We start from the raw sequence: 26,702 nt of genomic DNA on the forward strand, positions 1-26,702 counted from the left end.
AATGCGGTTTCAAGAAACATCAGTTCCAGCGCGTTACTTCCTGTCGTGCGATTGCGAGTTGTGCCGTCAGATGTTCGGTCTCTTCAGGCGGGCAGTTCTTCAAGCAGCATTGCAGCACGTCGATCGCTTGGCCGGGGCGATTTGCGCGGAGGGCGATCAGTCCCAGGTCGCGGCGTTGGTCGTACGCTCCAGGTTGTAACAAAACAAGCCGATGTTGCACCATCCACGCAGCAGGCCAGTTTTGGGTTTGTGAATGAATCGCCTTGAGGTTGTTGAGCATGCGAACAACGGTTTTTCGCGCGGAGGCCGGTTCCAACAAGACTTCACATTGTTCCGGGGGCAGGCCGGAGGCTTGGCTGGCGCGGTGTAATGTTTCTTCGAAGGACAGCACACAGCCGCCGCAAAACGCATCGACAAAGATCGGTCCGTCCACTGCTTCGTACCGCGTGAGAAAATGCGCGGGAGTGGAGACCCCGTGCAGGGTCAAACCGGCGCGACGGGCGACTGCCATATACAGCAAGGACAAACTGATCGGAATGCCCCGTTGCCGCTCGATCACACGATGCAGGTAGCTATTGTCGGGATCGCTGTAGGTTTCCGTATCGCCGGAAATTGCGTGCTGCACGGAAATGCAATCCGCAACAATTTTCAACGCGTCCCGATCGGACTTCGCAGCTGCGACTTTCCCGGAGATCTGCTTGCCCGTCGTATCGATCCAACTGAGCGTTTCTTCGAAATCCAAATCGGGATAGGCGTCGCGTGCTAACTCTAGCGCCGCAACAGTGAGATCAACGTTGGACCGCCGTGTCAGCAACTTGGAAAATTCCGTGTCGCAACGATAGTCGGAATCAAACTCCATGAAGATTCATCCGGTGACAAGAATTCTGTGGCCGCCGAGAATTCTATCGTGCGGCGCTGGGTTCGACAATTGCCTGCCAGCGGTCCAATTTTACGGAGCTGAGAGAATACGGCAAGTGCCGTTGTTGCCTGCCATGGCAAACGACAGCAGCTTCTCTACAATTCGTTTCAAAACCCTCTGATGCGTCACGTAGACGCTTTCAGGAAAGGTTCTCTGACAAGCACAACCGGGTTTTGAAACTGGTTCTAGGCAGTTATCGCCAAGTGGGGCGCGTTTGCTCAGTCCAGTTGTTGGATGTGGGCACCCCAGCCGGTGGCTGTTGCTGTTCAAATCCGCTGGGAATGACCGGTTGTTGGTCATCTTCGTCGACGTAGCCGGGAACCAATGGACCCTTGTCGGGGAACATTTGCGGCGAGGATTCTGTCGTCGGGCGCGGATCTGCTGCAATATTCGCCGTGTCGGGCGGAGTCACGCGGAATTGTCCGGTCGCATGGAACTCGCGTCCATCGGCCGTGGCCAAATCGGCGTGCAGTGTGACTTTCGAGGAGTGCGGCGGATTGTGGAGGGGGAGCTCCAGCATGATTCCGGAGCCGAAAAATCCTGAATGCCAGGCTTGTTGCACCTGGGCGGGTGAAAAATCGTAGGTGCCAATCTTTTGCTGATCTTCGGGCAGGGTCATATCGAATAGGTCGATGTGAATTCCGCCGGGAACTTTGAGTAATTCCCCGTCTTGGTCCTGCGGGATGAGCAACACGGTCATTGCGTCGTCTCCCGGTAAACCGTCCTTGTCCAAGCCGCCGGTCATGTATTTATGCAATTCGATCCGCTCAACGCGAAAGAGAACCTGGGCCTGTTCCGCGAGAACTGCCGGTGGCTGGCCCTGTTGGGCAAGTTGAGTTCGCAGCGTATCGGTTTCTGCCTGAGCAGCGCGCATGTTGGCTTTGGCGGATGCGAGCTGGTGCTGTAATTGTGAGATCGCGTCTTCTTGATCTCGCAATTGGCTTTCCAGCACGTCGACATCACCAGCGGCGCAGCCAGCCACCGTAATGGCTAGCAACAACGGCATCCATGTCCGCTTGAGCAAGTTCATTAGCAAATCCGGGATCCTTCCCGATATTTTGAGACGCGCGAAGTTTACGGCTGTATTGGCAGTGATTCCAGGACGTTGTCGATCAAGCCGTATTCCTTGGCTTCATTGGCCAGCATGAAGTTGTCGCGGTCCGTATCTTCTTCGATCTTTTCCAACGTTTGGCCAGTATGCTTAAGCAGGATCTCATTGAGCCGCTTCTTCATACGAATGACTTCTTTGGCGTGAATTTCCAGATCGGTGGCGGTGCCTTCCATGCCGGCGAGCGGCTGGTGAATCATGATTCGTGCGTTGGGCAGGGCATTGCGTTTTCCTGCAGCACCGGCGGTGAGCAGCAATGCGCCCATGCTGGCGGCTTGGCCCAGACAGTACGTTGCGACGTCGCAATTGATGTATTGCATCGTGTCGTAGATGGCCATGCCGGCCGTCACCGATCCACCGGGCGAATTGATGTAGAGGTGAATGTCGGATTGATCGTCGTCGAATTGCAGAAACAGCAATTGGGCCACGATGTTGTTGGCGACGGCGTCGTTGACCTGCGTGCCTAGAAAGATAATTCTGTCTTTAAGCAGGCGGCTGTAGATATCCATCGCCCGCTCTTCGCGGCCGCTCTTTTCGATCACATAGGGAACCAAGACGGACATGATATTTCTCGCTTTTTATGGCTTTTCCGTGAAACGCGCTCGATTGCAGCACGTCACGCTGGTTTTGAGATCGCAAAGTTTGTCGACGGGTAGCGGGTCCCGTCGAAGTCACCGGCAAATGGGTCGTGTCACTCTAGTTCAAACCGCCTGGCGGCGGCAAGCGGAATTCGTCCCCCGCAGCCGACATCATCCGCCTGAATCATCGTGGTGCTTGGTTATGAGACCCAGCGACTCACGATCATTTTTTCTCTTCTTTTTCTTCGATCGCATGGCCGAGAACTTCGTCGACCAAACCGTACTCCATCGCCTGGGGAGCCGTCAAATAACGATCCCGCTCGGTATCGCGTTCGATAATCTCAATCGGCTGCCCGGTGTGCGAGGCCAGAATTTCGTTGAGTACTGCGCGGGTGTCTAAGATGTCTTTGGCCTGAATCTCGATGTCCGAGACTTGGCCTCCCACTTCGCCGTAAGGCTGATGGATCATCATCTTGGAATGCGGCAGAGCAAACCGTTTGCCTTTGGTGCCGCCGGCCAGCACGATTGCGCCGCCGCTGGCAGCCAAGCCAACGCAGTAGGTTGCGATTTCACAATCCAAAAATTGCATTGTGTCATAAATGGCCATGGTGGCAGTCACAGAACCGCCGGGCGAGTTGATATAGAAGTGAATATCTTGATGCCGGTTTTCCGACTGCAGATACAACAGCTTCATGACCAGCAGATTCGCGCTACCGTCGTGGATCGGTCCGTCTAAGAACACGATCCGATTCTCCAACAGCAGGTCGCCGATTCCCATTTGTCGCTGCCGGGTGTAATCCCGCGATGCGTTTTGAGAAGTGTAGCCTGCAACTGAAAAAGGGGTCGTCATTGCTTTTCCCCTCAATGATGTGGGTATGTTTTGAAACAAGTCCGTTTGTCGACAGTTTAGATGATGGCCGCCCGCCGCCCAATAGCGATGTGGGCGGTAGAATCACAAATTGTTTCAAAAGCGGCAAGTCGTGTCCGCGACACGCAAGTTCGGTGCTTTTTGGATACAAGCGCCACCCGGTTTTGAAACGGATTTTCGCGGCTTATTCGTCGTCCGATTCCGCGTCGTCGTCCGTTGCCGATTCCTCCGAGGGTGTTCCGGCTCCGCAAACCGCGAAGTCGACCGCTTCAATATCGTTTTCACGGTCAGCTTCGGAGGGGATTTCGTTGAATTCAGCGGTAGAAAGCACGAATTCAATCGCCTTGCGCTCACGGATTTGAGCGGTCAGGTTTTCAATCATGCCCGATTTTTCGAGGCGGGCACGCAACCGGCGGGGATTTTCTCCCTGCTGCATAGCCATCATGGCGATTTCCATATCGACATCGACCGGTTGGGTTTCGATTTCTTCTTTGACCGCAATGCGGTCGAGCACGAAATGCTCTTTCAAAGCTTGCCGCGTCGTCGTCACCGCGTTTTGCCGCAATTCGTTTTCGCGGGCGCGGATCTCCGACTGCGTAAAGCCGGCTTGCTGCATCTCCAGGATTTCACGCCGCAAGGCGTTGTCCACCTGACGCATGACGAGCGATTCGGGCAATTCCCAATTCGCCGACTCGGTGATTTTCTCCAGCACTTGCGTGCGGGCCGCTTGACGTTCGTCGAATTTGGCTTGCCGCTCCAACATTTCGCGAATTTGTTTTTGCAGGTCTTCTTCGGAATCGACTCCGATTGATCCCAAAAACTCTTTGTCGAGTTCCGGCAAATTTAACGTCTTGACCTCGTGGACTTTAATCGTGACTTGGACCGTCTCGCCGCGCAAATCGACATTGGCTGCTTCGGACGAAATGGTGACTTCCGCTTCGCGGGAATCATCGGCCGACACACCTTCCATCAGTTCGTCAAAACCTTCCAACTCGGCATCGTGAAACCCGAGTGTTGGTTTGAGTTGCACTGTCTGATGGTTGAACCGACCGAGCACTTCGTCCTTGTGGGTGAAGGAGAAAGAGGCTTCGACATATTGGCCTTTTTCGGCCGGTCCCTTGTGCGTTTCCAATTCGCCATGTTGCGAAAGGAATTGCAACTGGTAAGCCTCAACGTCTTCGTCGGTGATCTCGCGGACCGGTTTGTCGATTTTGAGACCGTTGTATTCGGGAAGGTCGAACTCGGGACGAACTTCGACGTCGAATTCGTATTCGAAATCCCCTTCTTCGGGGACCTCAATGTTCTCGATATTCAAGTTGGGTTCGTTGATGGCATCGAGTTCGTGCTCTTCGGAGATTTGTTCCAAGCTCTCCATGAGCAATTTCTCGCGGACCTGATCGCCAAGTTCTTTGCGGAAACGCTTTTGGATCAAATCGCGGGGAACGCGACCCGGGCGGAAGCCGGGGACTTGCGCATTGCCGACCAATTCGCTGACAGCGGCGTCGTGCACGTCGTCGATGTCCTTGCGAGGCACGATGACATGGACGTGTTTTTTGCAGGGGCCGATGTCTTTGATCTCGACCTTCAACTCCATTTTTGCGGGTGCGTCATTTTCAGCGACGCCTGCATCTTCAGCGGTTTCGTCTGTGGTGGTCGCTTCGTTTTCGCTCATAATCGGCAGGCCTATCGGCTCACAATTCATTTCTCTGTGAAAAAGTAGCAAGAACCGGCCGGGACATCGCCATGTCGGCGGCAAATCACGAAATCGGGACGCCAACCGTTTTTTTGGTCGGCCGCACGAAGTGAATGACAGCAGCATTCGACGTGCGGCTGTTTTGCCGGGTGCCAATAAAAAAAAGCGGGTGATGGGGATCGAACCCACGACAACCACGTTGGCAACGTGGTGCTCTACCACTGAGCTACACCCGCAGTACTCGGCGTTATAACAAAGCTTAGGCCGTCGACTCAAGTCAACGGACCCATTCCAGCGCTCACAATTTTGAAAAACTTCCATCTGGAGGGAATGAACCCCGCAAGTGGACAGTTTTTTAGCCGATTTTGGCGGAAAGCAACCGCGCCCAGAACAGCGGCACCCAACACCCACCGCCGCGTTCCTTCGCTTTAGCCTCGAATCACCAGCCCGCAAGGGGTCGGATTCTCGGGGTGTGCGGAGGTGGGTGCTGGCCCGCTATCGAGGTCATTTCACACTGGTACCAAATGCGAATTACCTGTCTGGACAAATCCTACATTTTAGACCCCAAAGAACAAGTAGGGAAATCACTCCTTTTTAAGAGATAAATTTCCCGAAATTGCTCGGTGGACCAGCAAAACCCTACTATTCCTTCGGCGAGCGGCATGAACGCATCAACGATGCTGCATTTCATGCGGATGTCAGCCAGCTTCGTTGTGATTAAGCCAGCCGAAAGACTTTTCGCGCATAGAGTATCGCTTCAGCCAGAGCGTCGACCTCTTCCAGCGTGTTATAAAACGCAAAGCTGGCCCGTGATGTCGAGGAGACCTGCAGCCAATCGTGCAGCGGCATCGTGCAATGGTGTCCGACGCGGATTTCGACCCCTTTGCGATCCAGCAATTCCCCCATATCGTGGGAATGCAGACCTTCAACGGCGAAGCTGACAATCGACCCTTTATGCTCCGGAGCTGGGCCGAAAATTCTCAGGCCGGGGATTTCTGCCAAGCGTTCCTGCGCGCGGACCGTCAATTGGTGCTCCTGAGCGGCAATTGCTTCAAATCCCAAATCGGTGACATAGTCGATTGCAGTTCCCAAGGCGATGGCCTGTGCGATTGGCAGTGTGCCCGCCTCGAATTTCGCCGGCAAATCCGCCGGTTCAAAGCGGTCTTCGTAGACATAGCGAATCATATTCCCGCCACCCAGAAATGGGTCCATGGCGTTCAGCAAGGCTGCTTTGCCGTACAGAACACCGATTCCGGTGGGGCCGTAAATTTTGTGTCCCGAAAAGGCGAGAAAATCGATGTCGCTTGCCTGCACATCGACCGGCTGGTGGGGGACGCTTTGCGCACCATCGACCAGGATCACCGCTCCCACAGCATGAGCGCGGCGGGCCAATTCGTCGATAGGATTGATCGTCCCCAGCACATTCGACATTCCTGTGACGGCGACGAGCTTTGTTTTTTCCGTGAGAACTTCGTCCAGTCGCGTCAGATCCAACCGGCCATCGGGCGTCAGCGGTAGGTACCGCAGCGTTGCTCCGGTGGCGGCCGCAGCTTGTTGCCAAGGGACCAAGTTGGCGTGGTGTTCCATCAGGTTGACGAGGATTTCATCGCCGGCGGAGAGAAATTTGCGAGCCCAGCCGTGCGCAACCAGATTGATGGCAGCGGTCGTTCCGGCAGTAAAAATGACCTCTTCGACCGCGGCGGTGTTGAGCAGGTTTTGTACGGTTTCGCGGGCGTTTTCGAGTTCGGTTGTCACTTGATCGCCGAGTGTGTGGACGCCGCGGTGCACGTTGGCGTTGTAGTTTTCGTAGCACTCGGTGACCTTATCGATCACGCATTGCGGTTTCTGGGTGGTGGCGCCGTTGTCGAGATAGATCAGCGGCCGCCCTTCAGCGAGCGGCTTGCCCAGAATGGGAAAGTCGTTGCGGACGGCTGAGACATCGAGCGTTGGTTGCAATGCGGATTTTGTCATCGTGCTATTTTACTTTTTGTACGACGGTGAGGCGTTGCGGATCAATTCTCCGCCGGAGTGCCATCGAGTGAATAGACCATCGTTTTGAGGACCTTAAAACCAAGCAGGCCGCACTTTTGGCGGGTGGCGGTCAACTGGACTTTGAGTAGGTCCAACATTTGTTGCGCATCGAAATCCCGCAATTCCTCGAGAGTTTTGCCCTCGATTTCTTCGACCAGCATCGATGCGGCCGCCTGACTAATCGCGCAGCCGTGCCCCTCGAACCATGCCTCTTGGACTTTGCCCGAATCATCGACTTTGAGGGCGAGTTGGATTTCGTCGCCACAAATCGGATTTTTGTCCCGGTGCATGCACGTGGGATTCTCGAGCGGACCTTTGTGGTACGGGGACTCGAAGTGGTCAAGAATATGTTCTTGGTAAAGATCGTCGCTCACGTCGCGACACCTGTTACTTTCATTAAGAGAAATTGTCGAAGCCAGAGTAGGGTGCGTCGTGACGCACCGTACGGGGTTGTTTGGTTATGTGATGACTGTCCGGTGTTGTCTCCCTCTCCCTCTGGGAGAGGGCCGGGGTGAGGGTTTTCGCATAAATTGCGATTCCCCACCGTAATCAGACGAGACTTACGTTAAGTCGTAGTGCATTGGGTTTAATATCCGTCCTGCAGAGATAAGGTGCGTCATGACGCACCCCACGTTCGGCGGCGCTATGTTTTTTGCATTTTAGGCCCATCGCTGTGCCAAGCCAAGTCGCGGGGCTGTTTTAAGCTTTACGGATGAAGTGCGAGGCGTAGCTGCGGACCTGTTGGCCGTTCAGAACGTGGACGAGTCGTAATTGCTGGACAGTTGACTGACTGAAACGGCCCAGTGGAACATGCACCAGCCGTTTGCGGAATTTTTTTGCCAACCGCCGCCACCCGGGACCGGGCGGCAGGGAACTCAGCAGGGCGATGTGCCGCTCATTGCTGTGTAGACACGCGGCCGCCACGAGGCGTTCTTCCAAGGTTTCTGTGAAGTCCAGACGGGGGTCCATCCAGATGTCGGGGACCGGTCGCGGCGGAAACAGGAACATCGCCCCGCCGTACGTCGCCATGCCGATACCCGGTCCGACCATCTCCTTGTGGTAGTCGGTCGCGAACAGTGCCAGCGTTGATTCGTCGTGATGCTCGGCCATCCAGGTCACCCGCCAGGGATAATCACGCGGATCGGCGGGAGAATCGAACAACATCACCACGCAATCCAAGCCGCCGCGACTGGGAGGGATGACTTTGACGTATAAATCACCCGTGTGCCAGTTTCGCAGGGTCTCGCGGATGTCTAGGCCATCCATAATGCTGCAGTTGAATTTTTCACTGCGGGCCAAGTCCGCACCGATGATGGCGTTGGCCTGATCTTTGACGTGCGTGCGGAAGTTTTCGATCGCCACATCTTCGGGCGGCCAGCTACATTGACGGTAGGGATCCCACCGATATTCCCAACGCTCTTGTTCGGCCTTGTCCGGCCGACGCTGCAGTTCACAGGTGCGCCACGACACGGGAGAACCGGGGAGGCGGCTTTTCAGTCCCACGATATCGCCGTCGGGTAAACGTGCGCGGCCGATGCTGAGCGGAATCGTTTCAAAGGGGAGATTGTCTTGGTATGGATAATCGCGAGCCGTCTCGGCGACGTGCATGGCGAATTGATCGCCGGCGAATTGCTGGGCGGCGATCACCAGTGTGTACAAATCGGGCGTGAGCCGCCGTTCGACAAGCGAGAGGTTGCGCACGTATTTCAAGTATTGCGCAAACAGATGCGGCGTAAGGGGGCGCGCGCGGTTGCCGAATTCCTTGCGATATTTTTTGCGCGAGACGAGCAACAATTCTTTGACGCCGTCGATCGATAGGTTTTCGTCGTCATCCAATTCGGCGCGGGCTCGTTCATACAACCCGGTAATGAACGGCAATTCGCCCAGCATAAACGCCAACGTTTTGGGGTCCGCTTGATAGCTATCGGTGTCGAACACCTCATCATCTTCGGGCGGGTTTTCCGGCGGCTGGGTATAGGCTTCGCGGATCCAGGGCCAATCGACGAGTGAACAAATCAGCAGGATCGAATCGAAGCGGCGTTCCAATTCGCGCAGTCGGGCTCCCATGGCGGCAATGCGGTCGCAGACTTGATCCTGCCGTGGACGAGGAATCGCCGGCAAAATTCCGGCGGCGAATTTCTCCAGCGGCACCTGTTTGAGCGCATAAGGATCGGGCAGCACGGTGCTTGTTTCGACGAACTCCTCGGTCTCCAGATCAATAAACGCGCGATGCATGTGCTCCTGAATGGCGATCCTCAGCCCGGCGATCACGCCTTGGCAGGGATCGATCGGCACATAACTGGCTTGCGGGTCGTCAGGATCGGAGGCGGTGTCGTCGGCATCGGGCGTCCACTGGGTCCCATACCCGGGCAAGCTTTCTCGCTGCATCACCAACGAGACTGTCGGCAGGTATTCAATCGCCGCTTCGACATCGCATTGAAATGATGGCGGAAGCGGAACCGCGAGGCAATCAAATTGTTCCGACAACATCACCCGTCGCACTTCTAGGGCGCAATCTCCGCTGCCGTGAATGATCGGCAGGACGCGGATTTTGGGGCTGATGCGGAGGAAGTCGCTGGGCACGGGGGGGATAGGCCTTAGACAGTAGACAGTAGACAGTAGACAGTAGACGGTAGACAGTAGACGGTAGACGGTAGACGGTAGACGGTAGACGGTAGACGGTAGACGGTAGACGGTAGACGGTAGACGGTAGACGGTAGACGGTAGACGGTCGGGTTGTGTGCTTGCTGCATCTCTGTCGACGGGCGACTTATGTGTCGTCGTCGTCATCATCAAACTCATCGTCGTCCTGGTAGTCGGGGTGCAGGGGGTCGCCGGGGTTGAAGAAGAAATCGCCCAGGCCCATGGGGACGTTGGTGCCGCCCAAGGTTTGCGACTTGCGGTCGGCCAACGATTGCAGGTCGAGCGCCTCTTCACCCAGGCAGCGTTCCAGCGACTCGCGCCAGGCGGCGTCTTTGCTCAGGGGATGATCGGAATCCTGCGACAGTCGCTTGACGGCATACCGCAGTAAATTGATGCCGTCGCGGGTCGAGAAATCGAGTTTTAGCTCGTGCGCCTGTTGCAGAAATTCGACCGTGAGGTTGAGCATCTCTTCTTCGGCGAACGGCAGGTGGTACTTGAGGATCGCCAATTCGTCTTCGCGGCTGGGAAACGACAGTCCGAGCGTCGGTTGCAGGCGGCTGAGGATGTAGTCGGGGATTTCGAAGGTCGACTCGTCGTCGTTCATCGTCACCGCACAGCGGAAGTCCTTGTGGGCGTGGATCGTGATGCCTGCCACGATCGATTCGACGTAGCGACGATGATCCAGCAGCGGAGCCAAACTGGCCCACGACTTTTCGTTCATCCGGTTGCCTTCGTCGAGAATGCAGATGCCGCCGCGAATCATGGCGGTCACCAGCGGCGAGGCGTGATAGGCGATTTTTCCGCTTTCAGCCAGTACGGGGGTGACCAGCAGGTCCTCGGGGCGGGTGTCGGCCGTGCATTGGTAGATGTACAGGTCCTGCTTGCGGACCCGCGCGCCGGACATACCCAGCGTGGTCTTGCCGATACCGGGCGTGCCGACCAACCGGGGTGTGAGCGCCAAATCGGCGTCATCGACCACTAGCCAGCAGGCCAGTAGCTGTTTGAGGATTTCTTCCTGTCCGATCCAATGTCCGTCCGACTCATCAGGACGGCCGAGTTGGAGCGTCGTTCCGTCGATTTCAGTGGATACAATCATGCGGTTTTTGTGGCGATATTATGGAGTAAGCGAGGAATAATTTTCAAAAAAGCGGGGTGGCCGTTATTATACCAGCCCACCGGCGCAGGGGACAGAGGCGGCGTCAACGCAAGCGGCGATCGGTTCGGGGTTAAACTGCCTGGAATCTCACCGCGGATCATTTTACGAGTACTTTCATGAGCAAGCAGACACCGATTCCGACAAGCCCCAAAGACGTTGTTGAGGACCGGGTCTTGTTATCCGGACCCCGGTCGCGGACGGATGAATTCTTTCGGGTATTGCGGATCGTGCGCGAATTCATCCGCGGGTTTCGCGCCTTGCACTTTCTGGGACCCTGCGTGACCGTATTTGGTTCGGCCCGATTTGAACCGGGACATCGTTATTACGAACTCGCCCGCGAAATCGGCCGCGGCATCAGCAAGCTGGGCTTTGTGACGATCACCGGCGGCGGACCGGGCATCATGGAGGCCGCCAATCGCGGAGCGCACGAAGCGGGCGGGCAGAGTATCGGTTGCAACATCGTACTCCCGGAAGAACAAGAGCCGAATCCTTACGTCGATAAGACGGTCACCTTTAGGTACTTCTTTGTCCGCAAGGTGATGCTGGTCAAGTATTCGCAGGCATTTGTGATCATGCCGGGCGGCTTCGGCACGATGGACGAAGCCTTCGAGGCGGGGACGCTGATTCAAACGGCAAAAATTCACGACTTCCCCGTGATTTTCGTGGGAGTCGAATACTGGGACCGGCTGTTTCGGTTTCTGCGCGAGGATATGGTGAGTGAGGGGACGATCAACGAAAACGAATACAGCCTGTTCACGTTGACCGATTCGGTCGAGGAGGTCATGGAAATCCTTGAAGCTTGCCCCTCAACGCAGATCTCTACACCCCCTCAAAAACAACCAACCCGCAGTTGGGAGTTGGCCTAATCCGACTCCGCTACTGGAATTCGTCGAAATGCCGAGAACATCCCATCACCCATCAAGAGACGGCACCCAAGATTAGAACCTCCCGAATGCCGAATGTAGCACTGTCGTTCTAAGCGGCGCCATAAACTCCGTTTGCCGCTGCCACGCCGGCACCGGGGGTGATGGAAATGCCTTGATCGGTCAAGCAGCGTTCCAGCGCCGCTAATAACAACAGGACATTGCGATTGCTGCTAGCTGCACCCATCAGGCCGATCCGCCAGGTCTTGCCTGCCATTGGGCCGAGGCCGCCGCCAATTTCGATGCCGAATTCGCCCAGCAGTTGTTTGCGGACGGCGGCGTCATCGACTCCAGCGGGAATCACCACAGCATTGAGTTGCGGTAGCCGGTGGTCGGCGGGGACGGCGTATTGAATGCCCAGCGCCTCCAATCCGGCGCAGAGGGCCAGGTGATTTTGGCGATGCCGGTCGAAGCGGTTTTCTAATCCTTCTTCCAGCACCAACCTGAGGGCTTCGTGCAGGGCGTAGTTCATGTTGATCGGAGCGGTGTGATGGTAGGCACGTTTGCCTCCCCAATAATTGCGGACCATCGACATGTCGAGGTACCAACTGGCGACTTTGGTTTTGCGGGCGTCCATCACCTCTAATGCAGCTGCACTAAAACTCACCGGCGCCAGGCCGGGTGGGCAGCTGAGGCATTTTTGTGTGCCGCTATAAACGGCATCGACGTTCCAAGCATCAATCTCGACCGGGACGCCTCCCAGGGAGGTCACCGTGTCGAGCAATAGCAACGCGCCGGCGTCATGCACGACGCGGCTGATCTCTTCAATCGGTTGCAGCGCGCCGGTGGAGGTTTCCGCATGAATCAAGCCGACGACTTTGGGTTTCACACGGGCGACGACTTCGGCGATCTCGTCAGCGTCGAAGACTTCGCCGAAGGGGCGTTCGATGGTGGTGACCTCGGCTCCGGCGCGGGCAGCGACGTCGGCCATCCGGGTGCCGAACACGCCGTTGACCCCCACGACCATGCGATCACCCGGTTCGATGAGGTTCACCACGCAGGTTTCCATCCCCGCACTGCCGGTCCCGCTGACGGCGAGTGTCAGTTCGTTCTTCGTGCGAAACACCTCGCGCAACATCGATTGCATCTCATCCATGACACCCAGGAAGTAGGGATCGAGATGTCCCACAATCGGCGCGCTCAAAGCGGCCAGCACACGGGAATCAACATCACTGGGACCCGGACCCATCAAAATGCGCTGCGGGGCGGTCGTTGTGGTGGATTGAACAGCAGCCATGGAAAAGTCCTCAAGGAAAACGTCGTCAAAAAGGTCGCCACAGAAAATATTACCCCCTCTCCCTCTCGGAGAGGGCCGGGGTGAGGGCCGTCGCGCAATGCAACGCCCCCTATCCTAACCAGCTGCTGCAAAGAAACGAAATGTGCGTCGCAAAATCTCCGCTCACTCACCCGGCGGGGATTCCTGAATCAATTTGCTGATCTGCCGGAACGTCTCGCTGCCTGAGGCTTCGCACCACTCGAACATGGCTGACTCAGCGGTGAGGATGACAGCTCCGGAGGCTTCCATCCGCCGCAGGGCGATTTGCCAGTCCATTTTTTTGCGGCTGGCGACAGCATCGGCGGCGACGTAGACCTGATATCCGCCGGCCAGCAGGTCGAGTACCGTTTGCAGGACACAGACATGTGCTTCCATGCCGATCACCAGCACTTTGTAGCGGCCGTCGGTCTGGTCGGCAGCAGCTCCCCAGTTGAGAACTTCGCCGCAACTGAAACGGAGTTTGTCCGCAGGGGAATCGAGCAACTGCGCCAGTTCCGGCACAGTGCCCCCCAGGCCTTTGGGGTATTGCTCGGTGGCGTGGACGGGAATCTCAAACAACCGCGCTGCCCGGATCAGCCGCGAACATTCAAAGATCAACCGGTCGGCAACGGGGATGGCCGGGATCAGTTTTTCCTGGACGTCCACAACCAGCAAGCGGCATTGCGCGTGTGAGAGTAACTCGTTACTGCGGAGATAGGGATCTTGTGGGCTATTCATGCCCGGATGCTACGGTCGCCCGCCGGCGCCTGTCAAGGATCGCACAGCGTCGGAAAACGTTGCGTGGGATGAAGGCGCCGCGTACACTGGATGGAGAATCTTTGCGGCGATGATTTTCCCATGCACCGGTACACAGGTGGAGAATGGACGAATGTGCTTGCGCGGCTTGTCCTGTATTGCCGGTCTGTTGTTATGGGGCGCAGCCACGAACTGCCACGCAGCAGAACCGTTGCCGGACAGCGACCGCGGCATCCGGCTCTCTCCCGCCCAATGGCAGCAGTTGGATGGTGTTGTCGATCGCGGATTGGAGTATCTCTCCGCGCACCAACAGCCGGACGGATCGTTCGAGGCTCCGTCCGTGGGGCAGCCGGCGATCACAAGTTTTTGCGTGATGGCGTTTTTGTCGCGGGGACATATTCCAGGGCAGGGGCCTTACGGCGAGCAACTCAACCGAGCCATTGAATACGTGCTCGCGTCGCAACAACCCAACGGCTTGTTATGCCGATTGCGGGCGGGTGGTGATGAATGGAAGATGTTTGGCGGGTATCACCATCCGATTGCCGGATTGATGTTGGGTGAGGTCTACGGCATGACCGGCTCGCCACAGCACGCGCGAATTCGCACGGCCATTGAAAAGGCATTGCTGTTTTCCCGGCGCGAACAAACCAAACCGCGCCCCTATCCACAGGAGAAAGGGGGATGGCGTTACCTCAGTCGCAGTGCGCTCGATGCGGATCTGTCCATCACCGCTTGGCAGTTGATGTTTTTAAGGTCGGCCAAGAACGCGGAATTCGACATTCCGGAATCACACATCGACGAAGCGGTCAGATTTGTGCGGCGTTGTTATGATCCCCAGCGCGGTAGCTTTTCCTATGGACTGCGGGGCCGGCAGCGGAGTTTTTTCAGTCGCTCCATGGCCGGAGCGGGGATCTTGTCGCTGTCGTTGGCGGGTGAGCATCAGACCGACATCGCACGGAAGACCGCGCGGTTCATTCTGGATCATCCGTTTGACCGATTCAATCGCGGCGGACTCACCGCCGAAGACCGGTATTATTACGGGGCCTATTATTGCAGCCAGGCGATGTATCAACTGGGGGGGGAGAATTGGCGGAAGTTTTATCCCGACTTATTGCAGACATTCGCTGACAATCAGCGCGACAATGGCGCGTTTGACCGCGAAGCCAACCAGGATGGTCCGTTGGGATTTTGTTATTCCACATCGTTTGCCATCCTGGCGTTGACACCACCCTATCAGCTGTTGCCGATTTATCAGCGTTAAAGCCGCAGGCGGTTGCGTCACCGGGATCGTGTGGTCCGTGCGTTAGTCTTGATGCGCGAAACGGATTTTCGCATGGTGGCGTTCCCAAATGGAATTTGGGAACGAGTTAATCGGAGCTTGGAACGAGTTGCTCGTGGGGTGACTTTCTATTCTTAGGGGCGTTCGCTGATCCTTGTCCGGCCGGTGGGATTATCGGCGGGGAAATTGGGACCCGCTTCGTTGCCTTCGGCGGGGATTTCTAGCGGGGCGTTTTTCTTAGTCTCCATCGAGACATCCTCAACCGGCGGGCTCAACGGCGGCAGGTTGTCGAACAATCCCGGGTGCTTCGACAGCCGTTCGATTTTTTCACTGAGTTCGTCGCCCAGTTCAATCGATTCGTCAAAATCGACCGGCGCAGGGGCCTGGATGTCGATGGGAATCGAATTGTCCGGCGGTGCAATGAAGGAGGGGCGGGCAGCCTTGCGCTCTTGATAGACGGAATCGTCCCAGACACCCGCTTCGTCAATGAACATGGTGCCCATGTCGCGGTTGACTTGCAGTCGGCTGGTTTCGTAGCTGACCCAACTGCCAATCAAACTGTCTTGGGCGCGAAGGATGGCGTTTAATGAATTCAACAAGTTCAAACCAATGTCGCTCGAACGCGACTGGCCAGCTTGTGCCGGGGCAGTGGTGGCGTCGACCGCTTGGTCGTACTGAATCGCGGCGGAGCGGACTGCCTGGCGGGTTAGCCCAAAAGCCGTTCGATTCGCAGCCAAATCACGCCAATCACTGCGGATTTCGAATTTCACAGTGTCTTCGAACTGCATATAGGCCCGCCGTGCGCGTTGATATTCGATCAAGGACGCGCGATAAAAGTTCCGTTCTTGGATTTGTACGACGGGAGCGGTGAAGGCCAGTCCGGCGCGGAAGCTGCTGTTACGGCCACGGAAATCGAGCGGATTGTCATTCCCCTCAAACAAGGATCGGGTCGCCACATCGCCTTCGACAACGACATCCAGGACCGCTTCCAGACGGTTAGCGGCGACTTCTAATCTTCGCCGTGCGTCCATCACAAACGCGCGTTCGTTTTTGAGGTCCAGGCGCTCTTGCATTCCCAAGCGGACCGCATCCTCCATCGAGAGGTCAAACGGTGCTAATTCGATCAACTCCACACGGATGTCGATTTGGACGACCGACAAACCTTGGACAATGGTGAGCAACTTTTCGCGTCGTTCATTGACGTCCTCGTAAAGTTGGCTGCGATATTCCTGTGTCACCTCACCGGCGTCGAGCTTCTTCAGGTATTGCTGAAGCTGGTTGGCCGTTGCGTTGAGGTCGACCACGAGTGATTCAAAAATCCGACGGTCACGTGCGACGTCTCGTGTCAATCGTTCCCGGTCGATCTCTTCGGTCATCGTTTCCATACGGCGGTCCCAAACCGCCTCTAGGCGATTGAAGTCAGCCAATACGGTCTCCACGCCATCGGCACGGATCAATTCCTGGACGACCAGCAACTGGCGAATGCCTAACAGAAGGTCCTCCACCGGGGGATCCTCCTCGTCGATTAGCCCCCATTGATTCAAGTAATCTTCAAGTTCGTCTTGGAGAGACGTCAGCCGCGGATCGATGAGTTGAAATTGTGTCAGCAGCGATTCATCGATCGAGACCACCGAATCGGTCGGTATACCCATTTGGATTTTATAAGTGTCCAATCGATTTTGGTACGTAGCGAGGTTGCGTGCGAGCGTGCTTTTTGCCTCAGCCAATTCCGTTTCCAACTGGGCGACGTCCAACGGCGTGACCTCTCCATTGGTTCGCTGGAAGAGGTCGCGGATTACAAGTTGATACGCAGGATCATCACTCAAGCTTAAGAGGATATCGCGATCTTCTTCAGACATCGTTTCTAGCCAAAACAGGTTCTTGGTCGTCTCGTCATATCGGATTCGATCCGCCACAGAATCGGGAAATTCAATCCCGTCAGGTAGTTGTTCCAACGGTTCTCCCGGGTTACTGGGGCGTTCCGCGGAAACAGCTCTTAGCCGGCGAATCTGGACCTCCAGTTGGCGGATGTTGGTTTCTTGGTTGAAGATCCCTTGCCGTAAACCGATCAATTGCAGATACCCGCCGGCGCCGCTGACGATGTCCACAAAAAAGGTTTTGCGGAATCTCGCAAAATCGCGCATGGCATACAATGCGTCGCGTTCCGATTGCGTCAGGCTTTCCAATGCCACTTTGCGCCCGCCACCCAACAGCAGCGGTTGTACCAAGTTGAACGACAGGGCGCTGGCCGTGTCCGATTTGTTGTCGCCGCTGAACAGCCACAGTGTGTTATTGGCCAATTCGATCGCCCATTGCCCACCACTGGGGAGCAATTTGCTGATGCCGATGCGGTTGTCCCAAGCCAATGATGTGTCGCCGTCACCCAAGGCGACGTATCCGACATCACTGGTCGGCTTGTTGCCGCCGATGCCCAGAAACTGCACGTCGTAGCGAAAACGTTGGAACGTCAATTCCAAGGCGGTGAGATACAGTTGTTCCAGTTGGAATTGAAAATCGCGGCTGTTGATATAGGTCAGCTCGATCGCATCTCCCATCGTCATGTTTTCGATGACCGGGACCGGCGGTGAGAATTGGTCTTCGAACGAATAGCCGATTTCATAACCACAGGCGGCCGCTTCCGGCGAGACGCCAAAGTTTTCCAACCATTGCGGGTTTTCGACCGTCATCGTTTGACCAAATTCGTGCCAACCTTGGTATCCCAACATACCGTGCACCCATTCCATGTATTCAAACGCGGCTGGATCGTCGGGAGGCAACGGCGGTTTGTCAGGATCGTACGGATCGTAAAACCGGCTGCGTGGATCGGGTTCTAAGTTGGTGCGCGGAATCCACCATTCTTCGTTGGTCATTTTCTCAGCCAAGACGCGATAGGTTTCGCGATCCGCATGCTGCCGCCAAAAACTGCGCGAACATCCCGGGAGCAAAGTGAGTGCGCAGAGCAGAAACAACAGGGCCGGGTAGCGACGGTGCAGCGCCGCACTGACCGATGTTTCAGGCGAAGGCACAAGGCTTTGTTGGGGCATTAGGTTTAAATTCATGGCAAACAGCTTTGCATTTCTGGCGGCTAAGACAGTGGCGATGCGAGCTTTGAGCGGGTGGATTCTAGACTGTTCATTGTCGATTCGTTGTGGCAGGGACTCCCGCCGGCGGAATCGAGAACGCCGTGGAGTTGTCTGAGTTGATCGGTCAGGTTCCGGCATTGGGACAGCGGCCAGTCGGCCAGCAAGTCGCCGGCGGAGCGATGGTAAACGTCGCGTGCCTGATTCAACCGCGCTGCCCCTTTTTCTGTGAGGCGAATCAGGCTTTTGCGGCGATCGGATTGTGACCGGCGGCGTTCGACCAATCCGTCGGTCACCATGCGATCCAGCAGGGTGCTGATGTTCGATTCGGAGTTGCGCAACTGTCGGGCCAATTCTTTTTGAGAACAGCCGTCAGCGTCCGCCTCTTCAATGGCTTGCAACACGGCGAAACGGGCGTCGTTGAGTCGGCATTTGGCAAAGTCCGTCGTCAACTGCGTTCGCCAGGCTTCGGCGAGTTGCAGGACAGTCATCATCAGTTCGCTGGACGTGCCGGGAGACGACACGGACGGCAAGTCACTAGTGTCTTTGTCAGAGGGGCCTGAAATGGGCCTGGGTAAGGTCTGTTGATCCATCGCGAAACGATCGTTTTGAGACAGCAGGAACGGATTTCGTTAGCTATCAAATCTTTCGGTTACGAATCGTTCGTGACTCAACCTTTTTTTCGGAAGAATCGTTACAATTTACGCATTCCCGGCAACCGGTAATCGGTGGACGGGGCACAAATCGGCGATTGAGAGACCAATAAGCGTTGCTCAGAAGGTTCCAGCCCCGCTATGCTGGGCTGCCAGTCTCCTGGGGCGACAACAACTTCGCGGTTTCCGGCCTCAGTGGTTTGGGGTATAATTACCTGTTGCGCCGCGCAGCGACGAATCACGACCAGCTGTGATTTCGAGATGGGCGTACAGTTCCTATGCACGTTTCCTGTAGCAGCCCGAGTTTCCTATAGCTAACAATCGATGAATAACTCACTCAGTCCATTCGGTTGGAAATTCAGCATCGGCACGTGGTTTTCGGTCCGCGTGTACGTGAGCGTGTTATTCCCGCTGGCGATTTTCTATTTCTTGTGGCTCTTCGGGCCTGCCATGGGGGGCATGCTTTCGGGCCTGCTGTTCGTGAGCGTGCTGTTGCATGAGTTCGGGCACATTTTTGGGGCGCGAATCACCGGGGGGTTTGGGGACGAGATCTTGATCTGGCCCTTGGGCGGGCTGGCTCAGTTGTCCCCAGCCAACAATACCCGCGGCAAATTGATCGCAACGGCAGCCGGTCCGGCGGTCAACTTGGCGATTTGTTTACTGTTGGCGCCGTTTGTCTACCACTCGCCCTATTTGAGTAACGCGTTCATGCCTTTGGTGGCGCCGATCTCGCGGGAGACTTTCGAAGCTGCAAATATGCTCGACAATGTTGTGTTGTTGGGCTTTCACATGAACTTTGCTTTGTTGATGCTCAACCTGCTGCCCGCTTGTCCGTTGGATGGGGGGCAAATGTTGCGGACGACGCTCATGGCCAGCATGGGCAATTCGCGCGGGATGGATTGGTCGGTTAAGGTCGGCTTCGCGGTCGCGCTGTTGGTGCTTCTGGTCGCCATAATTAACAACCACGTCTTGGTGATGAGTCTCGCGTTCTTGTTCTTTTTCACGGCGTATTTGGATATGCAGCGGATGAAGATGGGCGAGTATTTTGAAGACTCGTTTATGGGTTACGATTTCTCGCAAGGCTATACCAGTCTGGAGCGGACCGAAGAGGCGACGCCGCAACGCCAACCGGGATTGATTGCCCGTTGGCGCAATAAACGCGCCACTGAAAAACGGCGACGCCTTGAAATCGAGGCCCGCGAAAACGAACTGAAGGTCGACGCCATTCTCGCCAAGCTGCACGACAAGGGGATGGAGTCGCTCACCGAAGCCGAAAAACGGCAATTGAAACGCGCCAGTTCCCGCTACAAGGACAAGGACCAAAGCCCAGGTTAGGCCGGGGCGAGTTCAACAACATCGACCTGCCGAAACCGTCCCGTATCCATATTCGCTCCGCCGACAATCAGCAACCGGTCATCGCCCACTGGCAGCATGCGGTGGAAAAATCGCGAAGTGGGGAGTTGCTGAACGGTGCTCCAACTGTTGGTTCCCAAGTCCATGCGTTGAAGGTGTCCCTGGACGGTACTGACATACAGCGAACCGCCCACGGCGCATGCAGCTGCGCCGAAACCCTCGTCGGCCGCACCGTCGAGCGCGGGGCCGGTGGACCATGTTTGTGTCGCCGGATCAAACACGTCAACCGCACCAGTGGGACCGCCACGGTTTTGCATGCCGCCGATCACATACAGCTTGCCGTCAAAAGCAGCGGTTGCCAGCGCGCGACGCTCGAAGGGGGGGGTGGGAAGTTCTCGCCAAACAAAAGTGTCCGCGGTCAAATCAGCCACTAAGGCCGTGGTTTGCCAAGAGGATTCTTCCTCACCAGCCAGCGTCCAACCGCCGACGACGTATAGTTGATCTCCCACAACAATCGCGTCGTGCGACGACCGCGGTGTGGGCAAGGCAGGCAACGCTTCCCATTGACCGGCAGCGAGGTCGAATCGGGCGCAATCCGTGACCGACCAAAGATCGTTCGGTTCGCCTTGTTGATTCCGTGCAGCAAATCCGCCAATGCGGTACAGCTGGCTGGCATGCGACACCAGCGCCAGGCCTTGCAACCGCGGTCCGGTCGGTAACTCTTCCCAGACGCCCGGTTGATCCAACGCGATGCGGCGTAATTGGTTGGATTGTCCGGCTTGATAATACTCGTGAGCGCGGCCGCAATGCCCGCCGTAGAGATAGGCTGCGCCGTCGCAGACGGTTGCGCCGAAACTGGTAATGCCTTCTGGGAGCTCCGGATAGTGAAGAGTCACGAGTTGACTTGCCTCGATATTATGAGTTGTAGGGCGGATTTTTCGTTATCTTCGTATTTCTCGGCTCGAACCGCAATGTGGCTGTTACCGAATCTGGGTTTTGTGTGGTAGCCTCGAAAGTTGCGCCTATGATATGAAATTCAACCCAGCGCAGCGGAGCCGCAACCCAAACGTCGATTTTTATTGAGCCACAGATTAAACACGGATTGAACACAGATAAGCTGGCGTGAAACCGCAATATCCCAAACCGACGGCTTGCCGTCGTGCACGGCGCCCCTTGTCAAGCAGAGTGACTCCATGCTCTGCAACGTAATAGACTCGACCAGATCGTTCAGCATTGATTTTTGAAATGGCCGCTGTGCGGCTGAATATCAATGAGCTTCGCTGTACGAAAATCTGCGCAAGATACAAGACTTTGACGCGTTAATAACACAAATGACTTCTAAAACCAGTTTCAAAAACCCAATTGTTCTTGTTCCGACAACTTGCAGGTGAGTGGCAGCGGAGCACGCCGGAGGGTTTTGAAACGACTTGTAGTGTGTGGGACTGATGACCGACGACCGGCTTTTAATTTCATTGTGCACGTATAACGAGCGCGAAAACCTTGCGGATCTCATTACCGAGATTCACGAGCACGCGCCGCAAGCCGACGTGGTCGTGGTGGATGACAACTCGCCCGATGGGACAGGGGATTTGGCTGACGAACTTGCTGCGGCAGATTCCCGCATTCATGTCGAGCATCGCGCCGGGAAACTGGGGCTCGGTTCGGCAACGTTGGCGGCGTTTGAGTTTGCGATGGCTGCCGACTACACCTATCTGCTGAACATGGACGCCGATTTCAGCCATCACCCTCGGTATATTCCCGAACTGCTGAACTGCATGCCGCAGGCGGATGTGACGATTGGATCGCGGTACGTCTCAGGCGGGGACATTGTCGGCTGGGGATTCAAACGGCACTTTATGAGCCGCGGCGTGAATCTGTATGCGCGATTGTTGCTGGGATTGAGCACCAGCGACAATAGCGGCGCGTTTCGCTGTTATCGCGTGGCGAAGTTGCGGGAGTTGGATTTCAGCGCGATTCGCGCGACTGGCTACGCATTTCAGGAAGAGATTCTCTATCGTCTCCGCCGGATCGGTTGCCGGTTTGTGGAGACCCCGGTCGTCTTTGAGGATCGCCGTTATGGAAGTTCGAAAATCAACATGGGCGAAGCCTTCGCCGCAGTGGGTGTGATTTTCCTGTTAGCGATCGACCGGCTGCGCGGCGTGCCGGTTACCCGTGCTTAGGAAACCGCTTGAATCAACTCTCGTGTGCCGACCAGTTCGCGGACGAGACCGTCGATGAGCCGATTCGGGGTCCGCGGTTGTTGCGCCATGTCGGGTAAGACTTCCCAGGTGTAGGTTTCGACTTCCAGATGCGGCGCGTAATCGAGTTGGCTGACAGCAGCGAGGGCCTGTCGGAGTTCGTCGCGGGTGGTCTTGAGCGGACCCAACATCTCGGCATCGACCGGGACATGAAAATGGACCCGCCATTGCTGGGCTGCCAGAAAATCGGGCGCTGGTTCGAGTGCTAACTCTCTGTTCAGGTCGATGTGATGCAGCACCTGCCCGGACGAAGTCAGTGCCATGGTCTGATGCAAGTACCGTGGTTCCACATACGCAGCTAACGCGCGGCGGCCCTCTTCGTTTTCCGCAGGTGCGTCGAGTTGGATGGCACAGGAAATGTGCAGCTTGTTGATGCGGATGCCTGCTTTGTCGAGAGCTTGAATCGAGCAGGGAATGTCTTCAAACTCGACCGCCTGATGGCAGACATCATAACAGAGTCCCAGATGCTGCCGGGCGGCTTCGCCGATGAGAGTCGTATCGGCACGATCCCACAGGCGTTGGAAAAATTCGACCGCTTCGGCGGTGGTTTCCACCAAGCAAAATGGTTCCGGCTCAATGGCCAGTCGAACGATTTTTCCGGTCCGCTCGTACAACAGGTCCATCTGTCGGGCGAATTCCAACAATTGGTCCAGGCATTCGTCCAAGAAGGTCTCGGGGTGCTGAAATCCCTTGAAGCCGAGCGGAACCGTGGAAATACTTCCGGCAACGCCATTAGGCAAAAGTTTCGCCAAGACATCGGCGCAAGCCACCGTGTATTCCAAACGCTCGGGTTGTGACCAATCGGGGAGATACACATTTTCCTTGACGCGTTCGCTATGGAAATCGCCAAAGGGAAAGGCGTTGAGCGAATGGCAGGTCAGTCCGCGATTTTGCATCCCCTCGACAAACTGCTGCACTGCACCGTCGGTGGCGTTCAATTCTTGGATCACCGGTTGAGCCAGCCAAAGTCCGGCGGCGAGTGGGTGTTGGAATTGGTCTCGCACGTGGCAGGTGATTTCGTCCAGCCCTTGATTGACTTCCGCAATCGAGCGGCCGATATGGACGTTTGTGCAATAACTAAGCGGTAACTGAGAGATCGTCATGACGGAGTGAAATCTAAGGCGGGATCGCCGGGATGTTTGGGGGCGGAGCAGGGCGGTTGCGTCCGGCGGTGGCTGTTGATCCTATCGTAACCGCTTGCCGAAGCGAACGCCATCGTGATAATAGAGGCAGTAGCAAGGACATTTGACGGAAATGCTTGGTGATATTGGGTTTTCTATCGATTGTCTACCAGCTTGATATTCAAAATCGTTGGCCGCGATTAGGCGGTCGGCAGATCGAATGTTACAATGAGCGTCACCCGACTTCGCGGGAGAGGGGCGGTGGTTTTTGTGTGAATTTTGCAGAAACCTTTTGGGGTATGCGGGGTTTATTAGTGCACGGGTGTGGATTTCAGGTGTCTGGAGACACATCCTCGATCAGAGCGAAATGAACGACCGTTGAGTAACGCAACGAAAACGAAATCGAAAGCCGGCGAAAATTCGGCGATTCGCGATCCTGACGTGCGGCTGATGCTGCGGGTCAAGGGAGGGGATGAAGCTGCGTTTACGGAGTTGGTCGCAAATTATCAGTCGCGGCTGGTGAGTGTCTTCTACAACATGTTGGGAAATCGGGAGACGGCCGAAGATTTGGCACAGGAGTGTTTTTTGCGGATCTATCAAGCGCGCAATGGGTACGAACCGACGGCGAAATTTTCGACGTGGCTGTACCGGATCGCCAACAATTTGGCGAGTAACACGCGTCGTAGTTTTAGCCGCCGCAAAGAAGTCTCACTGAGTGCAAACAATTCGGGATCGATGGAGTCGACGCCGCGCGAACAGATGGTTCCGGACAAATCGGCGTTGATGCCCACGCGGCAAGTCGATAGCCGCGAGTCCTGTGATGTCGTTCGCAGCGCCCTGGCCACCTTGGGCGAACGGCAACGTTTGGCGGTCCTGCTGCATAAATTCGAAGAGATGAGTTACGCCGATATCGGTGAAGCCATGGATTTAAGCCCCGCGGCAGTGAAGTCGCTTTTGTCGCGAGCGCGGGACAATCTTCGTGAATCACTGGCAGCGCATGTGCGGCCAATCAGTTGAGAGGTCGGACATGTTAAAACGACGGTGTCATTCTATACCACAGCATTCAAAAAACAGAGCGTAAGACGAACTAAAACAACCAATACGCATTGCGGCAATACGCCGTGCATCGAAAAACGAGGAGGCCCGTCGCGGCCGGATTGATGGGAAAAGCCACCCGATTAACTGTTGAGCAACGCGCCAATTTGGTCGCCTATTTGGACGGCGAATTGGACGAAGCCGAAACGCGCTCGATCGAAGAGACGCTCGCGGGCAGTCCCGCTGCGCGGCGCGACATCGAGATGCTATCGCGCGCCTGGGACCTGCTGGACCATCTGCCCCGCGTTGATCCCGGTGAAGAATTCACACAACGGACCGTTTCACGTCTACGCGCCGTGGAGGTCGACAAAGCACAAACCTCGGCACAATGGCGCATCTGGCTGCGGCGGGGATTGGTCTCGGCGATTTGGCTGGGAGTTCTCACAGTCGCTGTGGTCGGCGGCGTCTATGCCGCTGTGTATACCATTCCCAGTGAAGGCCAACGCAAGATTCAAGATTTTCCCGTTGTGGAACAACTGGATCAATACGAAGCGGTTGGCAGTTTGGAATTCCTCGAAGAACTGAAAAAAAACCATCTGTTCGATGAGGGGAACAATGGCGATGCTTCTGATTCCGAAAACGCGGCAACGGGTGCAAGATGAATCGTAAAGTAATCGTGCTGGTCGGGATCGTGGCGTTCGGTTTGGTGGGCTTGGCAGCTTATCAAGCCGCAGCAGCGATCGTTCGCTCCGACCGCGAGGCAATCCTCTCGGTGGATCGCATGTCGCAGTTGACATCGACTCAGCATGGCCGGCTGGAGAAGGACTTTCAGTCGTTTTACCGGAAACCAGCGGAGGAACAACAAAAGCTACGGGAGATGCACGCCTATCTGCAGCAACGTGGCAAAGCGGAGCGTCTCAAGCAGATTAGCCAAAACTACTATGCGTGGTATTCCGAAGTCGGATCCCGCCGGCGGATCGAACTGCGCGAGCAAACCAATGTGCAGGACAAGTTGGCATTGGTTCTCGCTATCCAAAAAACAATGGAAGAGGAACAGCAGGCCAACGGCGAGAACTCCTGGGGTAGAGAAGGTCGTGGTCGCCGCAGACGACTTTCTTCTCAGGACCTAGCAAACGTCATGGGGTTGGTCGAGATCAAGCTCCGCGAAGAGGACCCCGCCGCATCTGAGCAGTTGGATGAAATTGAGGATTCGGTCGGTTACCGGCGTTATTATTCTGTGATGTCGATTCTGCTCAAAGCGTCCGGAGACAACGCTCGTGGTCCGGACATGAAATCGCGCAAGCGTCTATGGGATTTTTTTGAAGACGAGCGGTTTTTAGAGGTGATCACCAATCGCGGCATTCGCAGAATGTTAGAAAAAAGAGGCGACAGTAAACGGTCCGCACCACGGCCGAGTTTAATATTGATATTGGGTGACAGTTTGCGCGAGGCTTACCATGAAGAAATCAAACAGGACTTGCCGGACGAGAAGGAACTGATGGAGTATTTTGTTCAGCTGTCCGACGTCGAGCAAGGAAAATTGATCTGGTATTCAACCGACGATTTTATGCGGCACCTCAGTCGCAAGTTTGTGCATGAGCACGAAGATCGGTACCCGAGGGACCCAACGGAACTGTTCCGGTCCCGCGGACCGCGCGATCGGGGCCGTCGTGGAGGTCCGAATGGCGCGCCTGGCCGATCCAAGGAACGTCGCCCGCCCCTTCCAGGGGCTCGCCGCCCGCCAGCAGACGGGCCGCGTGATCGAAATTGATTCGCGGTCTGCAATCCGCCAAGTGATCGCCCGTGGTGACTATTCACCCTTCCGCTTGTTCGGAAAATTCCCGACGTAATGCCGGCGCAATACTGACGAGCATTTCGGGTTCAAACACCTTTTGTGTCAGGCTTTGGGAGTGGTCGTCCTGATTGTCGCTGCCACGCCTGGCTGTACTCAGACACCATCCGGGCGGGGCACGGTTGACAGAACGCAGTGCAG

At 56.1% G+C, this 26,702-nt stretch carries 22 protein-coding genes and 1 tRNA gene; 7 read left to right on the forward strand and 16 right to left on the reverse strand.

Annotation, left to right across the window (positions count from 1 at the left end; translation table 11 throughout):
• Positions 1–19: 19 nt before the first annotated feature.
• The 10 genes from Mal52_RS04025 to Mal52_RS04070 form a co-directional block, all read right to left on the reverse strand.
• Positions 20–859, reverse strand: coding sequence for a SirB1 family protein (locus Mal52_RS04025; RefSeq protein WP_145374436.1), 840 nt, complete (start codon positions 857–859; stop codon positions 20–22).
• Positions 860–1,112: 253 nt separating this feature from the next.
• Positions 1,113–1,949, reverse strand: a complete 837-nt coding sequence (locus tag Mal52_RS04030; RefSeq protein WP_145374437.1) for a hypothetical protein — start codon at positions 1,947–1,949, stop codon at positions 1,113–1,115.
• A 44-nt stretch (positions 1,950–1,993) separates the two neighbouring features.
• Entirely contained in the window at positions 1,994–2,590 is a 597-nt protein-coding gene (clpP, locus tag Mal52_RS04035; RefSeq protein ID WP_145374438.1) for an ATP-dependent Clp endopeptidase proteolytic subunit ClpP, read from the reverse strand.
• Positions 2,591–2,828: 238 nt separating this feature from the next.
• Positions 2,829–3,455 carry a ClpP family protease gene (locus Mal52_RS04040; protein WP_145374439.1) on the reverse strand — a complete coding sequence of 209 codons (627 nt, stop codon included), beginning with the start codon at positions 3,453–3,455 and terminating at the stop codon, positions 2,829–2,831.
• 202 nt (positions 3,456–3,657) lie between these two features.
• On the reverse strand, positions 3,658–5,145 hold the full coding sequence (gene tig, locus Mal52_RS04045) for a trigger factor (protein WP_145374440.1): 1,488 nt from the start codon (positions 5,143–5,145) through the stop codon (positions 3,658–3,660).
• Between the two features lie 185 nt (positions 5,146–5,330).
• Positions 5,331–5,402: transfer RNA gene (locus tag Mal52_RS04050), tRNA-Gly, on the reverse strand.
• 481 nt (positions 5,403–5,883) lie between these two features.
• Positions 5,884–7,137 (reverse strand): aminotransferase class V-fold PLP-dependent enzyme, encoded by a 1,254-nt coding sequence (locus Mal52_RS04055; protein ID WP_145374441.1) that lies wholly within the window; start codon positions 7,135–7,137, stop codon positions 5,884–5,886.
• Between the two features lie 41 nt (positions 7,138–7,178).
• A complete protein-coding gene (gene sufU / locus Mal52_RS04060; protein ID WP_145374442.1) occupies positions 7,179–7,571 on the reverse strand; it encodes a Fe-S cluster assembly sulfur transfer protein SufU in 393 nt (130 codons plus the stop codon).
• Between the two features lie 325 nt (positions 7,572–7,896).
• Positions 7,897–9,789: a hypothetical protein gene (locus Mal52_RS04065; RefSeq protein ID WP_145380536.1), complete on the reverse strand. Its 1,893-nt coding sequence runs from the start codon at positions 9,787–9,789 to the stop codon at positions 7,897–7,899.
• Positions 9,790–9,967: 178 nt separating this feature from the next.
• Positions 9,968–10,936, reverse strand: coding sequence for an AAA family ATPase (locus Mal52_RS04070; RefSeq protein ID WP_145374443.1), 969 nt, complete (start codon positions 10,934–10,936; stop codon positions 9,968–9,970).
• Positions 10,937–11,112: 176 nt separating this feature from the next.
• Here Mal52_RS04070 and Mal52_RS04075 point away from each other — a divergent pair, with 176 nt between their 5' ends.
• Positions 11,113–11,862 (forward strand): LOG family protein, encoded by a 750-nt coding sequence (locus tag Mal52_RS04075; RefSeq protein WP_145374444.1) that lies wholly within the window; start codon positions 11,113–11,115, stop codon positions 11,860–11,862.
• 109 nt (positions 11,863–11,971) lie between these two features.
• On the opposite strand, the gene Mal52_RS04080 is transcribed toward Mal52_RS04075, so the two are convergent.
• Positions 11,972–13,156: a pyridoxal-phosphate-dependent aminotransferase family protein gene (locus Mal52_RS04080; protein WP_145374445.1), complete on the reverse strand. Its 1,185-nt coding sequence runs from the start codon at positions 13,154–13,156 to the stop codon at positions 11,972–11,974.
• Positions 13,157–13,318: 162 nt separating this feature from the next.
• On the reverse strand, positions 13,319–13,912 hold the full coding sequence (locus tag Mal52_RS04085) for a hydrolase (protein WP_145374446.1): 594 nt from the start codon (positions 13,910–13,912) through the stop codon (positions 13,319–13,321).
• Positions 13,913–14,021: 109 nt separating this feature from the next.
• Between Mal52_RS04085 and Mal52_RS04090 the strand changes: the two genes are divergently transcribed.
• Entirely contained in the window at positions 14,022–15,191 is a 1,170-nt protein-coding gene (locus Mal52_RS04090; protein WP_145374447.1) for a prenyltransferase/squalene oxidase repeat-containing protein, read from the forward strand.
• Positions 15,192–15,343: 152 nt separating this feature from the next.
• On the opposite strand, the gene Mal52_RS04095 is transcribed toward Mal52_RS04090, so the two are convergent.
• A complete protein-coding gene (locus tag Mal52_RS04095; protein ID WP_145374448.1) occupies positions 15,344–18,268 on the reverse strand; it encodes a TolC family protein in 2,925 nt (974 codons plus the stop codon).
• Between the two features lie 26 nt (positions 18,269–18,294).
• On the reverse strand, positions 18,295–18,882 hold the full coding sequence (locus tag Mal52_RS04100; protein ID WP_145374449.1) for a MarR family winged helix-turn-helix transcriptional regulator: 588 nt from the start codon (positions 18,880–18,882) through the stop codon (positions 18,295–18,297).
• Positions 18,883–19,266: 384 nt separating this feature from the next.
• Here Mal52_RS04100 and Mal52_RS04105 point away from each other — a divergent pair, with 384 nt between their 5' ends.
• On the forward strand, positions 19,267–20,277 hold the full coding sequence (locus Mal52_RS04105; protein WP_145374450.1) for a site-2 protease family protein: 1,011 nt from the start codon (positions 19,267–19,269) through the stop codon (positions 20,275–20,277).
• Here the strand turns inward: Mal52_RS04105 and Mal52_RS04110 are convergent.
• Positions 20,274–21,191: a Kelch repeat-containing protein gene (locus tag Mal52_RS04110; RefSeq protein ID WP_197534649.1), complete on the reverse strand. Its 918-nt coding sequence runs from the start codon at positions 21,189–21,191 to the stop codon at positions 20,274–20,276. The genes Mal52_RS04105 and Mal52_RS04110 overlap by 4 nt on opposite strands.
• Before the next feature lie 549 nt (positions 21,192–21,740).
• Between Mal52_RS04110 and Mal52_RS04115 the strand changes: the two genes are divergently transcribed.
• Positions 21,741–22,475, forward strand: coding sequence for a polyprenol monophosphomannose synthase (locus Mal52_RS04115; protein ID WP_145374452.1), 735 nt, complete (start codon positions 21,741–21,743; stop codon positions 22,473–22,475).
• On the opposite strand, the gene eboE is transcribed toward Mal52_RS04115, so the two are convergent.
• Positions 22,472–23,656, reverse strand: coding sequence for a metabolite traffic protein EboE (gene eboE, locus Mal52_RS04120; RefSeq protein ID WP_145374453.1), 1,185 nt, complete (start codon positions 23,654–23,656; stop codon positions 22,472–22,474). The two genes, Mal52_RS04115 and eboE, sit on opposite strands and share 4 nt — an antisense overlap.
• 396 nt (positions 23,657–24,052) lie before the next feature.
• On the opposite strand from eboE, the gene Mal52_RS04125 reads away from it, so the two are divergent.
• The 3 genes from Mal52_RS04125 to Mal52_RS04135 all read left to right on the forward strand — a co-directional run bounded on the left by Mal52_RS04125 (position 24,053) and on the right by Mal52_RS04135 (position 26,480).
• On the forward strand, positions 24,053–24,691 hold the full coding sequence (locus Mal52_RS04125; RefSeq protein ID WP_231962523.1) for an RNA polymerase sigma factor: 639 nt from the start codon (positions 24,053–24,055) through the stop codon (positions 24,689–24,691).
• A 143-nt stretch (positions 24,692–24,834) separates the two neighbouring features.
• A complete protein-coding gene (locus tag Mal52_RS04130; RefSeq protein WP_145374454.1) occupies positions 24,835–25,371 on the forward strand; it encodes an anti-sigma factor family protein in 537 nt (178 codons plus the stop codon).
• Positions 25,368–26,480, forward strand: coding sequence for a hypothetical protein (locus tag Mal52_RS04135; RefSeq protein ID WP_145374455.1), 1,113 nt, complete (start codon positions 25,368–25,370; stop codon positions 26,478–26,480). The genes Mal52_RS04130 and Mal52_RS04135 overlap by 4 nt, the downstream gene beginning before the upstream one ends.
• Positions 26,481–26,702 lie beyond the last annotated feature (222 nt).

This window comes from Symmachiella dynata (genome assembly GCF_007747995.1).
In the GTDB taxonomy this organism is placed as follows: Bacteria; Planctomycetota; Planctomycetia; order Planctomycetales; family Planctomycetaceae; genus Symmachiella; species Symmachiella dynata.

Coding starts and splice junctions, on each gene's coding strand:
- Mal52_RS04025 (WP_145374436.1), bottom strand. CDS start 859: ATGGAGTTTGATTCCGACTATCGTTGCGACACGGAATTTTCCAAGTTG.
- Mal52_RS04030 (WP_145374437.1), bottom strand. CDS start 1,949: ATGAACTTGCTCAAGCGGACATGGATGCCGTTGTTGCTAGCCATTACG.
- clpP (WP_145374438.1), bottom strand. CDS start 2,590: ATGTCCGTCTTGGTTCCCTATGTGATCGAAAAGAGCGGCCGCGAAGAG.
- Mal52_RS04040 (WP_145374439.1), bottom strand. CDS start 3,455: ATGACGACCCCTTTTTCAGTTGCAGGCTACACTTCTCAAAACGCATCG.
- tig (WP_145374440.1), bottom strand. CDS start 5,145: ATGAGCGAAAACGAAGCGACCACCACAGACGAAACCGCTGAAGATGCA.
- Mal52_RS04055 (WP_145374441.1), bottom strand. CDS start 7,137: ATGACAAAATCCGCATTGCAACCAACGCTCGATGTCTCAGCCGTCCGC.
- Mal52_RS04070 (WP_145374443.1), bottom strand. CDS start 10,936: ATGATTGTATCCACTGAAATCGACGGAACGACGCTCCAACTCGGCCGT.
- Mal52_RS04075 (WP_145374444.1), top strand. CDS start 11,113: ATGAGCAAGCAGACACCGATTCCGACAAGCCCCAAAGACGTTGTTGAG.
- Mal52_RS04080 (WP_145374445.1), bottom strand. CDS start 13,156: ATGGCTGCTGTTCAATCCACCACAACGACCGCCCCGCAGCGCATTTTG.
- Mal52_RS04085 (WP_145374446.1), bottom strand. CDS start 13,912: ATGAATAGCCCACAAGATCCCTATCTCCGCAGTAACGAGTTACTCTCA.
- Mal52_RS04090 (WP_145374447.1), top strand. CDS start 14,022: ATGATTTTCCCATGCACCGGTACACAGGTGGAGAATGGACGAATGTGC.
- Mal52_RS04095 (WP_145374448.1), bottom strand. CDS start 18,268: ATGAATTTAAACCTAATGCCCCAACAAAGCCTTGTGCCTTCGCCTGAA.
- Mal52_RS04100 (WP_145374449.1), bottom strand. CDS start 18,882: ATGGATCAACAGACCTTACCCAGGCCCATTTCAGGCCCCTCTGACAAA.
- Mal52_RS04105 (WP_145374450.1), top strand. CDS start 19,267: ATGAATAACTCACTCAGTCCATTCGGTTGGAAATTCAGCATCGGCACG.
- Mal52_RS04115 (WP_145374452.1), top strand. CDS start 21,741: ATGACCGACGACCGGCTTTTAATTTCATTGTGCACGTATAACGAGCGC.
- eboE (WP_145374453.1), bottom strand. CDS start 23,656: ATGACGATCTCTCAGTTACCGCTTAGTTATTGCACAAACGTCCATATC.
- Mal52_RS04130 (WP_145374454.1), top strand. CDS start 24,835: ATGGGAAAAGCCACCCGATTAACTGTTGAGCAACGCGCCAATTTGGTC.
- Mal52_RS04135 (WP_145374455.1), top strand. CDS start 25,368: ATGAATCGTAAAGTAATCGTGCTGGTCGGGATCGTGGCGTTCGGTTTG.